This is a genomic window from Yokenella regensburgei (assembly GCF_051486985.1).
Lineage (GTDB): Bacteria > Pseudomonadota > Gammaproteobacteria > Enterobacterales > Enterobacteriaceae > CBFFRJ01.
The window spans coordinates 24,878-37,645 of record NZ_JAHVDV010000001.1; the positions used below are offsets into that span (position 1 = coordinate 24,878).

The following is a 12,768-nucleotide window of genomic DNA, read 5'->3' on the forward strand; positions in this document are numbered from 1 at the left end:
ATAGTGTCGCATTATTTGAGGCTTATCCAAAATAAACGACGTAATGCCTGTAATGTGAACGCGCGATCGACTTCATCAACGTAATGCCGAAAATGTAGCGCAAAATGTGTGGATGTAAATTGTCAGTAATTGCTTTATGATGCGCCGGTTTTTTATTCACCATGTATCGCAGGAAAACGTACACCATGCCAGTGTTACACAACCGCATCTCTAACGATGAACTTAAAGCCCGCATGCTTGCAGAAACGGAACCGCGTACCACGGTCTCTTTCTACAAATATTTCACCATTGTGAATCCTCAGAGCACGCGCGACTCACTCTATCAGGCCTTCACCAAACTGAATATATTTGGTCGTGTATATTTAGCGCATGAAGGTATCAATGCGCAAATCAGTATTCCTGAAAGCCAGTTACCAGCGCTGCGCGACTGTCTGGACAGCGTCGACCCTGCCCTGAAAGGGCTGCGTCTTAATATCGCTATCGATGATGACGGGAAGTCGTTCTGGGTGCTGCGCATGAAAGTGCGTGACCGCATCGTGGCCGATGGCATCGACGATGAAACTTTTGATGCCAGTAACATCGGTGACTATCTGCAGGCCGCAGAGGTTAATGCCATGCTCGATGATCCTGATTCCGTGTTCATCGATATGCGTAATCACTATGAGTATGAAGTCGGCCATTTTGAAGGGGCGCTTGAGATACCAGCAGACACCTTCCGCGAGCAGTTACCGAAAGCGGTCGAAATGATGCAGGAGCATAAAGACAAAAATATTGTCATGTACTGCACTGGGGGCATTCGCTGCGAAAAAGCCAGCGCCTGGATGAAGCACAACGGGTTTAACAAGGTTTCGCACATTGAAGGCGGTATTATTGAGTACGCTCGCCGTGCGCGCGAACAGGGGCTACCGGTACGTTTCGTAGGCAAAAACTTTGTCTTTGACGAGCGGATGGGCGAGCGGATTTCTGATGATGTGATTGCCCACTGCCATCAGTGCGGCACCTCCTGCGACAGTCACACCAACTGCCGCAATGACGGCTGCCACTTACTGTTTATCCAGTGTCCGGCCTGTGCCGAGAAATATAATGGATGCTGTAGCGAACAGTGCAGTGAAGAGAGCGCCTTGCCAGAGGAAGAACAACGTCGTCGCCGTGCGGGTCGTGAGAATGGCAATAAAATCTTCAACAAATCCCGGGGCCGTTTGAATACTAAACTGGGTATTCCTGACCCGGAATAAAGTTCAAAGCTGGCCCGTAACCGGGCCAGCTGTTTTATTTCTGCTGTACGCCTTCAACGGAAATGATCAGCTCCACGTCCTGAGAAGCAGGGCCAAGGTCGGTCTTGATCCCGAAATCCTTCAGCTTGATTTTACCGCTTGCTTCAAAGCCCGCGCGTTTTCCGCCCCAGGGATCGTCTCCCTGACCCACCAGCTTCGCATCGAGGGTTACCGGTTTGGTTACGCCATTCAGCGTCAGATTACCGGTAATATCCAGCCCGTCACCGTCCTTTTTCACCTCCGTTGAGGTGAAGGTAGCCTGTGGGAATTTTGCGACATTGAGAAACTCGCCGCTGCGCAGGTGCTTATCACGCTCGGCATGGTTGGTGTCCAGACTGTTGGTGTTGATGGTTACGTTAACTTTATCGGCAGCCGGGTTCGCCTCGTCAAAGGTAAATGTGCCGTCGAAATCTTTGAACGTACCGTACAGCCAGCTATAGCCAAGATGCTGAATACGGAAGTTAACGAAAGCGTGCTGACCTTCTTTATCAATTTTATAGTCTGCCGCAACCGCAGAACCGGTGGTAAACAGCAGGGCAGAAAGGGCCAGTCCTGGCAGGATTTTCTTCATATTATGCTCCAGAGTCAGGGGACGATTTACCCAGCATACGTTTGAGGGTGTCGTCTTTATCAATGAAATGGTGTTTAAACGCGGCAAGACCATGCAGCACCGACAACAGCACGACGCTCCAGGCTAACCAGAGATGAATATCGCCCGCAAGATCCGCCTGCGCTCCGGCATCCGCCAGCGTTGCCGGAACCTCGAACAGGCCAAAGACGCTAATGGGTTTCCCGTCGGCTGTCGAAATCAGGTAGCCGCTGAAAATAATGCCGAACAGCAGCAGATAGAGCGCGACATGCGCCACCACCGCGCTGACGCGGGTCAGGCGCGAATAGCTTTTCAGAGGCCGGGGTGGGGGAGAGAGATGACGCCAGGCGAGCCGCACGACCAGCACCAGCATTAACAAAATACCGATGCTTTTGTGGATTTCGGGTGCCTGATGATACCAGCCATCATAATAACTGAGAGTGACCATCCACAGACCCAGCGCGAACATGCCATAGACCACCACCGCCACCAGCCAGTGAAGGGCAACAGAAATAGCGCCATAACGAGATGGAGAGTTTCGCAAATGCATTTTTTCAGCCACGAAAAGGAATTTTGTTAAATCAAAATGGCGTGAGATAACCAATAAATCAACTTAAAAATTACATTCAATAATAATATTTTTCTTTATTCATTTTTTTTGAATTTTTGTGACGGGTTATGTTCAGCGTATTCGAGTGTTCTGGCGGGTGGCGACCATTGGTGGCTGTTTTATGGCGGTTTATTGCACGAGGCTGTTGTTCAAAAAATCTGTCCCAAACTTTTATTTTCTTAAATAAATGTCAATGAGTGTCAGTTTTTTCATTCTGCCCAAATAATATAAATTAAGTCAATTAACGCAATAACAGACCACAGAATGATATAGAGCATCAGATGTTCTCTGACATTATTCACCACAAACTGAAATAAACGGCGCATGACTTCTCCGGGCTGGAAGCAAAAATAAAGGCGACCACGGGGTCGCCCTGAAATTATCCAGCAAAGCGTGCCAGAGAGAATGGCGTTAAATCAAAATTACTGCGCTCACCCCGGGCAAACTGCAATGCAATTTCGCCCAGCACCGGGGCGAATTTGAAGCCATGACCACTGAGTCCGGTGATCACCAGCATGTCCGGTTCGCCCGGCACGTTATCGATAATAAAATCTTCATCCGGCGAGTTATCGTACGTACAGGCAGCGCCGTAAAGACAGCCACCAATACCCGGTAAAAATTGCCGCAGAAAGCCAAAGCATTCAGAGCCATCGGTGGCGATGCTGCCAAAGGGAACCCGCTCGCTGGCCTTTGCAATCAGTTGACCGCCGTTGTGCCTGCCGATTTTGAGTTCATTCTCTTCGGCAGGAAAGCCGTAATAGTGAGTACCGTCGGGCATTTCTCCCGTGAAGGCCGGGAAGTTATTTTTCTTACTGTAACGGCCATCAGCCTGAAACCAGGCAAACACTTTACGTACCGGTTGCACCGGCAGTCCAGGAACGAGTTCAGACACCCAGGTTCCCGCACTGACCAGCAGCTTTTTACCGCTGAACGAGCCTTCGGCGGTTTCAATGGTGACCCCTTCTGTAGAGGAGTGCACAGCCGTAACCGGACAGTTGAACAGTTGCGCACAACCGGCCTCCTGCGCCAGCCGAATCCACGTCTTGATAGCCAGCTCGCTGCGCACGAACCCCGAATCGGCCTCAAATAAACCGATGTAATCTTCCGGCACGGTAATTTCCGGCCAGCGTGCCATCAGCGAGGTCGCGTCCAGTTTTTCAACGGCAAGGTTCCACTGCCGGGCACTTTGCGCCACGTTTGCGAGGAAGGCGGAGTGTGCCGGGCCGAGGTTTATCACCCCACAACGCTCGAAAATGGGTTCGCCGCTCTCGGTCGCCAGTTGGTCCCATAATTCCTGAGCCCGTAGCACCAAAGGAACATATCGTTCGCCCTCACCATACGCATGGCGAATTAAACGGGTATCGCCGTGATGACTTCCCTCCTGGTGAGGGGGTAAATGGGCATCGGTCATCAGAACCTTCAGGCCAGCGCGTGAGGCATAATAACCGGCCGCTGCCCCGACAGAGCCGCTACCGACGATGATCAGATCGTATTTCATGTTGTTCTCCAGCGAATGCGTATTCAGGAGGGTAATTAACCGGGGAGCGTTACACAAGATGAGAAATAAATAAGGCACCCGATGGGTGCCTGTTGAGTGTATATTGCGCACTATGACTAATGCCTGCGATACTCATTTTCCTGGTATTCGCCTGACTCTATTTTGGCGATGCCCGCTTCTAATATGGAGATAAACTGACGGGCAACATCTGTCGTTAACCACAACGTCTGACCGACTTCAGCATCCTCGGAAGCGGGTCTGTTTGGGGTCTGGTAATGCAAGCGCAGCATGAGGGCATCGTAACTGTCCACTGTGCTGATATCCCATCCGACTAAAGGATGGGTTTGAATGACTTCATTATTTTTTTCCATCATAACCCCCGTATGGCGTGTTTAAGGACAACGACTTCTGAGGTTCAATGCATGTTTTTGTGAAGCCTTTTCAGTATACCAATATTTAACGTATTAGCTCTAAGAAATAACACTCTGCAACATATTTTTCGAATGCATAGATTTTTTTGAACAAGAAAGCGGGAAGTTAAACGTGAATTTTATGCAGGTGAGGCAGGAACTACGATTTCTGTACAAAAAAGAGACAAAAAAGCCGGGGCGACCCGGCAAGCACAACACAATGAGAATACATTAATCGTGGATAAACCAGTCGTCAGCGCTCTCCCAGGTTTCCTGCAAAATTTCACTGACGCGCGCTTTATCTTCTTTTGCTCCCCCCAGCACGGAGAGATTATTTGCCGTCGCGTAGCGCACAGAGATGGTGTTATCAGTCTGCGGAAACTGGTTATTTAAACGCCGGGATAGTTCTCCCGCCAGGGCATCAATGGCGCCCGGCGGAAGCGGTGATGTTTTCGCGATAGTGACTTCAATACGCATGGCAGCCCCCTTAAGCAATGACTGTATATATATACAGTCATCACCGCTGTTTTACAACAGGAGGGAGTAAAAATTTACTGTTTAACCGTCCAGTGTACGGTTTCACCTGCCAGGAAAGGAATTAATGTGTCGTCGCTAAGGGCGATGGACTCCATGACCGTTGAGGTTTCCCGCACCAACTCAACATAATCTTCGTTCACCGGCAGACCATAAAAACGCGGGCCGTTGATGGAACAGAACCCTTCGAAATGCGATAAGGCATTCATCTCATCAAAGACGGTGGCGTAGCTGGCGAGCGCGGTTGGCGCGTTAAAGCAGCCCGCGCAACCGCAGCTCGTCTCTTTACGATGGCGGGCATGGGGTGCCGAGTCTGTCCCGAGAAACGCACGCTCAAAGCCACTGGCGACCAGCTCACGCAGCGCCTGTTGATGAGTGTTACGTTTGAGAATGGGCAGGCAATACAGGTGAGGGCGAACCCCACCGACCAGCATATGGTTGCGGTTAAACAGTAAATGCTGGGGGGTAATGGTCGCCGCCAGCAGTTCGTTCCCCTCGCGCACGTAATCGGCAGCGTCTTTCGTCGTGATATGCTCAAAGACCACTTTTAAGCCGGGCAGACGCTGGCGCAACGGTTCCATCACGGTTTCAATAAAGCGCGCTTCACGATCAAAGATATCAATCTCTGCATGGGTGACCTCACCGTGGACCAGCAGCGGCATTCCCAGTTTTTCCATACGCTCAAGCACGGGCATGATGGCGTCGATACTGGTAACACCGTGGCTGGAGTTGGTGGTGGCGTTTGCCGGATAGAGTTTTGCTGCGGTAAATACCCCGTCATGAAAACCACGTTCGACTTCATCGGCGTTGAGGCTGTCGGTGAGATAGCAGGTCATGAGTGGCGTGAAATTATGCCCGGCGGGAACGGCATCAAGAATGCGCTGGCGATAAGCTTTTGCCGCTTCCACGGTAGTGACCGGTGGTGCCAGATTGGGCATGACAATGGCACGGGCATAGGTATTACTGGTCCAGGGCACTACGGTTTTTAGCATGTCGCCGTCGCGTAAATGGACATGCCAGTCATCTGGGCGGCGGATTTTCAAAACCTGGGGTTTAGCTGTCATGATAGTGCTCCGGCTGGGTGAGAATCAGTCATTATTGGCTGGTTTTTGCCGGGCACTAAGCATAAGCGTAATCGTTTCCGTTTGCATCCTTTTCCTGAAGAATGCCTTACGGCTAATCCGTCAGAGGAATGATAATCTCACCGGGTTTAACCTCGATCCCTTTAGCATATTTCCTGGCCAGGGCTTCGCCTTTACTGCTGTCTTCACGCAGTACATAGGCCGGACGCTGGTTGAAATAGTTGCTCAGAGACTGATTGAGATAAGGCATCAGGGTCTGCAGAATAGACTGCATTTTCTGCGGTTCTACGGTGGCATCAACCACCTCCATCTCATGAAGATAAATGGCACCCTTTTCTTTATCGAAAACCGGCAGTGCCTTCATTTTCAGTTTCATGGTGGCTTTTTGACTGCCAAACAGTGAATTCATATCGAGACTGGCATCACCGGTTAAGGTGATTTTATTCGGCTCTTCGCGACCAATCTCACTGGCCAGATTGCGCAACACAATGTGTGCATCAGCCACGCCCGGCAGACCGACATCCTTTGCAAAATCATTACGTTTTTGCAGTGCCTGGTTGATCTCCTGTTCGCTGATGCTGTACTGGGTAAGCTGATTGCATCCCACCAGGACGCCGCTCAAAATCAGTGCGGCGGCAAAAATGACTTTCTTCATTGCGTTCCTCAAATGACACCGGGTTTTCATCCCTGCCCGTAGCATTGAACCAAAGCTCAGGATACTCCAGCAGATAAAACTGAAAGCGGAAGCCGTAGCTTCCGCGGGTGGGATTATATCGCCATTGATGAGAGCAGGTTAATTTGTGTCTGTTTCGCCATGTTATCGCGGTAATCGGCAACGCGTGTCGGCCAGACGATACCCGCGACCAGTGTCAAATTACGCAGCAGCGGAAAAAGATGAATATCATCTTCAGAGAGTTCACCGTTTACCGCGTTCGGCTTAACGATGAGTTTATCCAGTGCGCGTAAGTCATCACTGATGTTTTTAACAAGGCCGGCGGAGTGAGCCATATGCTCGTCAAAGCTGCCAAGCGTTGCTTCTTTCTTATTAACGAAGTACGTCCTGGCTTGCGGAGTGGCAAATTCATCGAAACGGGAACGGGCAAAACGGGGGATAAGCAAGCGATTTGCATAACCGTTAACTTTACGTAGCCAGGTTTCCAGGGCCGGATTTGTCGCCCCGGTGAGCAGCGGCTTGCCATCAAGATTATCGACATAATGCACGATATCCATGCTTTCCGGCATATAGCGGCTGTCATCTTTTTGCAGGATGGGCGCCATTTTCTGCCCAATCATCCGCGTGGGTGTGGCTTCGTCATCGCTGAGTAACACATTGAGTTCGACAGGGATGTTCTTGAGGCCGAAAATCATGCGGGCTTTGATGCAGTACGGGCAGTGATCGTAAATGTAGAGTTTCACGCTTCTCCTCCATAGTGGTGGGTCATCACCAAAAAGTATGGAGGAGAATAAAAGTGCTGGCAAATCAGGCTTCGCGTTCCAGTACTGGCGGGTGCATTCGGCGAGAGCCAAACTGCCAGAGCAGGGCAAAGAAGGTCATAAGCCCGATAAGCGCAAGCATGACCCAGGGCAGCTCTGGCTGGTTAGCGGCTTTTCCGGCATCGAAAAGCCAGCCACCGCCGGCATAACCGAGCGCACCACCCAGCGCCAGACCCAGGCGGCTAAAGCCCATATAGCTGCCACGGGCACGGGCATCAGCAAGAGCCGCGCTGAGTGTTTCACGCGCCGGTTCCGCAATGATTGAACCGACATAGAACGTACAAATGAGGGTAAACAACTGTTGCAGGTTGCTGACCATACCAACCGGCAATAAGCTGAAGGTCATCAGCAGCAGCCCGGCCATCAGACGGTGTTCAAGTCGAAAGCGTTTTTCACTCCAGCGCGCAACAGGATAAAGCAACGTCAGAGAAAGGCAGGCCTCAATGGCATACATCCATTTTACCGGGGCAGGGGAGCCGGCAATATCATTCACCATGATGGGCAGCATCAGCATCACCTGCACGGCCAGCATGTAATAGCCCGTGAGCGTCAAAACATATGTGACGAAGTGCTTATCCCGCCACACACGCCCTAAACCCTCACGCATCGGGATTTTTGTGGTTGATAATTTCCAGGCCGGTAGCCACCAGGCGTTAAACGCCGCGCAGAGTACGAAGACGGCTGCGCCGACGGCGCAGACCAGGCGAAAATCATATTGCAGCAACCAGCTGCCGAGCAGTGCCCCGATAACCGCACCGGCGCTGTCCTGCATCATTAATAGCGAAAAGAAGCGCCCGCGCTGGGAAGGGCGGATAAGTTTCACCACCAGCGCCGACCGCGGCGGGTCGAACAGCGTGCCGCCAAGGCCAGAGAGAATACAGGAACACCATAAAACCCAGGGGTCCTGAGCGACACCCATGGTAGCGAACCCTGCCGCACGCATCAGCATACCGGTCACAATCAGCGGCCGGGCACCAAAGCGATCGGCGATCGCGCCGCCAAATACGCCGAGCCCTTGCTGAATAAACTGGCGCAGGCCAAGGGCAATCCCGACCATTAACGCTGCCCAGCCCAGTTGATCAACAAAGCAAATAGAGATAAGCGGGAAAACGACGAAAAAACCCAGTACAACCAGCATATTATCGACAAGCAGGAAATATTTACCCAGGCTCCTGGCCTGTGAGACGCGCGCCATTTCCCCTCCCGGGAAAGTAACAAAAAATGTCATCTCTATGATGCCGTTGCGCCGGTGCTTTTCCCATCGCTGAGATGACAATATTTTTTTATCAAAACCGAGCTTTAATTCAGACTTCTCATCGAAAACATCTATGGCGAGCGAAAATGCAGGTTGTTGTTTTCACAGACTCTCTGCGCAAAGGTATAGTAAAGAGAAAGGGTATAGAGACGTAAACCAAAAGAGAGGGAAAACATGTTTGGCTACCGCAGTAATGTGCCCAAAGTACGGTTGGTGACAGACCGAATGGTGGTTCGGCTAGTGCATGAGCGTGATGCCTGGCGGCTGGCGGACTATTACGCGGAAAATCGCCAGTTTTTAAAGCCCTGGGAACCCGTACGGGACGAAAGCCATTGTTACCCTTCAGGCTGGCAGGCCCGGCTTGGCATGATCAACGAATTTCACAAGCAGGGGACGGCGTTTTATTTTGCTCTGCTCGACCCCGATGAAAAAGAAATTATTGGTGTGGCGAATTTCTCCAATGTGGTGCGGGGATCGTTTCACGCCTGTTATCTCGGCTACTCCATCGGCCAAAAATGGCAGGGCCAGGGTCTGATGTTCGAAGCCCTGACCAGCGCCATCCGCTACATGCAAAGAACGCAGCATCTGCATCGCATTATGGCGAACTACATGCCGCACAATAAACGCAGCGGTGATTTACTTGCCCGTCTGGGCTTTGAAAAAGAAGGCTACGCGAAAGCGTACCTGTTGATTGATGGTCAGTGGCGCGATCATGTGCTGACAGCGCTGACGACGGAAAACTGGACTGCGGGTCGTTAAGGAGAAAACATGAAGTATCAACTCAGCGCGCCAGAAGCGCGTGTTATTGGTTGTCTGCTGGAAAAACAGGTTACTACGCCCGAGCAGTATCCTTTATCGGTGAATGCGGTGGTGACCGCCTGTAACCAGAAGACCAACCGCGAACCGGTGATGAACCTCAGCGAGCATGAGGTGCAGGATCTGCTGGATGCCCTGGTAAAACGTCATTACTTGCGTACCGTCAGCGGTTTTGGCAACCGCGTCACTAAGTATGAACAGCGTTTTTGTAACTCCGAATTCGGCGATCTAAAACTGACCAGCGCCGAGGTTGCGCTTGTCACCACGCTGCTGCTGCGTGGGCCGCAGACGCCGGGTGAACTGCGTGGACGCGCTGAGCGCATGCATAAATTTACCGATGTGAGTGATGTCGAAAGCGTGCTGGAGAATCTGGCTCAACGTGAAGATGGCCCTTACGTGGTGCGTTTGCCCAGAGAGCCTGGCAAACGTGAAAGCCGTTATATGCACCGTTTTAGCGGTGATGTTGAAACCCTCATCAATGTCGTGGAAGCGGTCAGTCCCTCTGCAGACGATCTGAGCGCGCGTGTTGAGGCACTGGAAATCGAAGTGGCAGAGCTTAAACAGCGTCTGAATGCTCTGCTCGAACATCTGGGAGACTGAGCGTGACAACACTACGAATTGGGGTGGTTGGATTAGGCGGTATTGCACAAAAAGCGTGGCTGCCGGTGCTGGGGGCAGCTACTGACTGGACCTTAGCCGGAGCCTGGTCACCGACCCGCGAAAAGGCGTTGCCGGTATGTGAAACCTGGCGCATCCCTTATGCCGCTTCGCTGGCCGATCTGGCAGCGCAGTGTGATGCTGTCTTTGTGCACACCTCTACCTCCTCCCATTACGCGGTGGTAAGCGCGCTGCTCAATGCGGGGGTGCACGTTTGTGTGGACAAGCCGCTGGCGGATAATCTTGCTGACGCCGAGAAGCTGGTCGACCTTGCGGCCAGAAAAAAACTGACGCTGATGGTGGGTTTTAATCGCCGTTTTGCGCCCTTGTATCAGGATCTCAAATCCCGGCTGACGATGGCCGCTTCGGTGCGAATGGATAAACACCGCACCAATAGCGTAGGCCCTCATGATTTGCGCTTTACCTTGCTGGACGACTATCTGCACGTCGTGGATACCGCCCTCTGGCTAGGGGGCAGCAACGGGCATCCGGTCAGTGGCACCTTAGTGACCAGTGCTGATGGCGAGATGGTCTATGCCGAGCACCATTTTTCGGCGTCAGGGGTACAAATTACAACCAGCATGCACCGCCGGGCGGGCAGTCAGCGCGAATGGGTTCAGGCCGTCACGGACGGGGCGTTATACGATGTGACCGATATGCGGCAATGGCGTGAGGAGGCAGGGCAGGGGGTGATTGAACGGCCGGTGGCTGGCTGGCAGACCACCCTTGAGCAACGAGGTTTTGTCGGGTGCGCGCGTCATTTCATGGAATGTGTGCAAAATCAGACGGTTCCTGAGACCGCCGGGGAGCAGGCCATCGCCGCACAGCGGGTTATCGAGAGACTCTGGCGCGATGCTATCCGGGAATAATCCGCTGTAACATCTGCCGGTAGTAATTCGCATTATTCCCGGTAGACTAAGCGCTTCGCATTACCAACGCCTGCATTGCAGGCGTTGTGCCTTATGGGATCCTAAATGAATTTATTAAAATCACTGGCTGCGGTCAGTTCAATGACTATGTTTTCTCGCGTGCTGGGATTTGCGCGCGATGCCATCGTGGCAAGAATATTTGGTGCAGGTGTGGCGACAGACGCCTTTTTTGTCGCTTTTAAATTACCGAACCTTCTGCGTCGTATATTTGCAGAGGGGGCGTTTTCTCAGGCATTCGTGCCTATTCTTGCGGAGTATAAAAGTAAACAGGGCGACGATGCCACGCGCGTCTTTGTGGCCTATGTTTCCGGGTTACTGACCCTGGCGCTGGCGCTGGTCACCGTTGTCGGGATGCTGGCGGCACCCTGGGTGATTCTGGTCACGGCACCGGGCTTTGCCAACACGGCGGATAAGTTCGCCCTGACATCACAACTGCTGCAAATTACGTTTCCTTATATTCTGCTTATCTCCCTGGCATCGCTGGCGGGGGCCATTCTGAATACCTGGAACCGCTTTTCGGTGCCGGCATTTGCGCCGACCTTCCTTAATATCAGCATGATTGGTTTCGCCCTGTTTGGCGCACCCTATTTTCACCCGCCGGTACTGGCCCTGGCATGGGCGGTGACCGTTGGCGGTGTGCTGCAGTTGCTTTATCAGCTGCCACATCTGAAAAAAATCGGCATGCTGGTGTTGCCCCGGGTGAACTTCCGTGATGCTGGCGCAATGCGCGTGGTAAAACAGATGGGACCGGCCATTCTCGGGGTATCGGTGAGTCAGATTTCCCTCATTATCAACACCATCTTTGCCTCTTTTCTGGTCTCAGGCTCCGTCTCATGGATGTACTACGCCGACCGTTTAATGGAGTTCCCGTCAGGTGTATTAGGCGTAGCGCTCGGAACCATATTATTACCCTCGCTGTCTCGCAGTTTTGCCAGTGGAAACCATGACCAGTACTGCCGATTGATGGACTGGGGGCTGCGTTTATGCTTTTTACTGGCGTTACCCAGTGCGGTGGCGTTGGGCATTCTGGCCAAACCCTTAACCATTTCGTTATTCCAGTATGGAAAATTTTCAGCCTTTGACGCGCAGATGACCCAGCAGGCGCTCATTGCCTACTCGGTGGGTCTCATCGGCATCATCGTGGTAAAAGTGCTGGCACCGGGTTTCTACTCCCGTCAGGACATCAAGACACCCGTAAAGATAGCCATTATTACGCTTATCATGACCCAGTTGATGAACCTCGCCTTTATCGGACCGCTCAGGCATGCGGGGCTGTCATTATCCATCGGTCTTGCCGCCTGCCTGAACGCCGGGCTGCTCTACTGGCAACTGCGTAAGCAGAACATTTTTACGCCGCAGCCAGGTTGGCGCAGTTTCCTGGTACGTCTGTTGGTGGCGGTACTGGTGATGTCCGCAGCGCTGGTGGGAATGCTTTTCATCATGCCCGAGTGGGCGGACGGCAACATGGCGCATCGCCTGATGCGCCTCTCTGCCGTAGTAATTGCGGGCGTAGTGGCTTACTTCGCAACGCTAGCCCTGCTCGGATTCAGGGTTAGCGAGTTCGCGCGTCGGGTAGGGTAAACACAAAAGGGAGTCTGCCAGAATGGCGACTCCCGTTCA

The 12,768-nt window shown here is 52.3% G+C and carries 15 protein-coding genes; 5 read left to right on the forward strand and 10 right to left on the reverse strand.

All coding sequences use genetic code 11. The features are described from left to right. The first annotated feature begins 185 nt into the window (after positions 1 to 185). Entirely contained in the window at positions 186 to 1,235 is a 1,050-nt protein-coding gene (trhO, locus tag KXR87_RS00135; RefSeq protein ID WP_437430251.1) for an oxygen-dependent tRNA uridine(34) hydroxylase TrhO, read from the forward strand. Positions 1,236 to 1,269: 34 nt separating this feature from the next. On the opposite strand, the gene KXR87_RS00140 is transcribed toward trhO, so the two are convergent. From KXR87_RS00140 to mdtH, 10 genes are all read right to left on the reverse strand, one after another. Continuing rightward, positions 1,270 to 1,845, reverse strand: coding sequence for a YceI family protein (locus KXR87_RS00140; protein ID WP_437430252.1), 576 nt, complete (start codon positions 1,843 to 1,845; stop codon positions 1,270 to 1,272). Between the two features lies 1 nt (position 1,846). Beyond that, positions 1,847 to 2,413, reverse strand: coding sequence for a cytochrome b (locus KXR87_RS00145; RefSeq protein ID WP_437430253.1), 567 nt, complete (start codon positions 2,411 to 2,413; stop codon positions 1,847 to 1,849). 269 nt (positions 2,414 to 2,682) lie between these two features. Then, the gene (locus KXR87_RS00150) at positions 2,683 to 2,799 is read right to left on the reverse strand and encodes a YceO family protein (RefSeq protein ID WP_437430254.1); all 117 of its coding nucleotides are present in this window, start codon (positions 2,797 to 2,799) and stop codon (positions 2,683 to 2,685) included. A 53-nt stretch (positions 2,800 to 2,852) separates the two neighbouring features. Next, entirely contained in the window at positions 2,853 to 3,971 is a 1,119-nt protein-coding gene (gene solA / locus KXR87_RS00155; RefSeq protein WP_437430255.1) for an N-methyl-L-tryptophan oxidase, read from the reverse strand. Between the two features lie 116 nt (positions 3,972 to 4,087). Beyond that, positions 4,088 to 4,342, reverse strand: a complete 255-nt coding sequence (gene bssS / locus KXR87_RS00160; RefSeq protein WP_437430544.1) for a biofilm formation regulator BssS — start codon at positions 4,340 to 4,342, stop codon at positions 4,088 to 4,090. Positions 4,343 to 4,612: 270 nt separating this feature from the next. Next, positions 4,613 to 4,858 (reverse strand): DNA damage-inducible protein I, encoded by a 246-nt coding sequence (gene dinI / locus KXR87_RS00165; protein WP_437430256.1) that lies wholly within the window; start codon positions 4,856 to 4,858, stop codon positions 4,613 to 4,615. 74 nt (positions 4,859 to 4,932) lie between these two features. Further along, positions 4,933 to 5,979 carry a dihydroorotase gene (gene pyrC, locus KXR87_RS00170; RefSeq protein WP_437430257.1) on the reverse strand — a complete coding sequence of 349 codons (1,047 nt, stop codon included), beginning with the start codon at positions 5,977 to 5,979 and terminating at the stop codon, positions 4,933 to 4,935. A 112-nt stretch (positions 5,980 to 6,091) separates the two neighbouring features. Then, positions 6,092 to 6,652 (reverse strand): lipoprotein, encoded by a 561-nt coding sequence (locus KXR87_RS00175; protein ID WP_437430258.1) that lies wholly within the window; start codon positions 6,650 to 6,652, stop codon positions 6,092 to 6,094. A gap of 113 nt (positions 6,653 to 6,765) precedes the next feature. Next, the gene (grxB, locus tag KXR87_RS00180; protein ID WP_437430259.1) at positions 6,766 to 7,413 is read right to left on the reverse strand and encodes a glutaredoxin 2; all 648 of its coding nucleotides are present in this window, start codon (positions 7,411 to 7,413) and stop codon (positions 6,766 to 6,768) included. Positions 7,414 to 7,477: 64 nt separating this feature from the next. Further along, positions 7,478 to 8,686 carry a multidrug efflux MFS transporter MdtH gene (gene mdtH, locus KXR87_RS00185; RefSeq protein ID WP_437430260.1) on the reverse strand — a complete coding sequence of 403 codons (1,209 nt, stop codon included), beginning with the start codon at positions 8,684 to 8,686 and terminating at the stop codon, positions 7,478 to 7,480. Positions 8,687 to 8,920: 234 nt separating this feature from the next. Here mdtH and rimJ point away from each other — a divergent pair, with 234 nt between their 5' ends. The 4 genes from rimJ (at position 8,921) to murJ (ending at position 12,729) form a co-directional block, all read left to right on the forward strand. Further along, positions 8,921 to 9,505 (forward strand): ribosomal protein S5-alanine N-acetyltransferase, encoded by a 585-nt coding sequence (gene rimJ, locus KXR87_RS00190; RefSeq protein WP_437430261.1) that lies wholly within the window; start codon positions 8,921 to 8,923, stop codon positions 9,503 to 9,505. Between the two features lie 9 nt (positions 9,506 to 9,514). Next, positions 9,515 to 10,162, forward strand: coding sequence for a YceH family protein (locus tag KXR87_RS00195; protein WP_437430262.1), 648 nt, complete (start codon positions 9,515 to 9,517; stop codon positions 10,160 to 10,162). Between the two features lie 2 nt (positions 10,163 to 10,164). Next, positions 10,165 to 11,088: a Gfo/Idh/MocA family protein gene (locus KXR87_RS00200; protein WP_437430263.1), complete on the forward strand. Its 924-nt coding sequence runs from the start codon at positions 10,165 to 10,167 to the stop codon at positions 11,086 to 11,088. Between the two features lie 105 nt (positions 11,089 to 11,193). Next, positions 11,194 to 12,729: a murein biosynthesis integral membrane protein MurJ gene (gene murJ / locus KXR87_RS00205; RefSeq protein WP_437430264.1), complete on the forward strand. Its 1,536-nt coding sequence runs from the start codon at positions 11,194 to 11,196 to the stop codon at positions 12,727 to 12,729. The last annotated feature ends 39 nt before the right edge of the window (positions 12,730 to 12,768 follow it).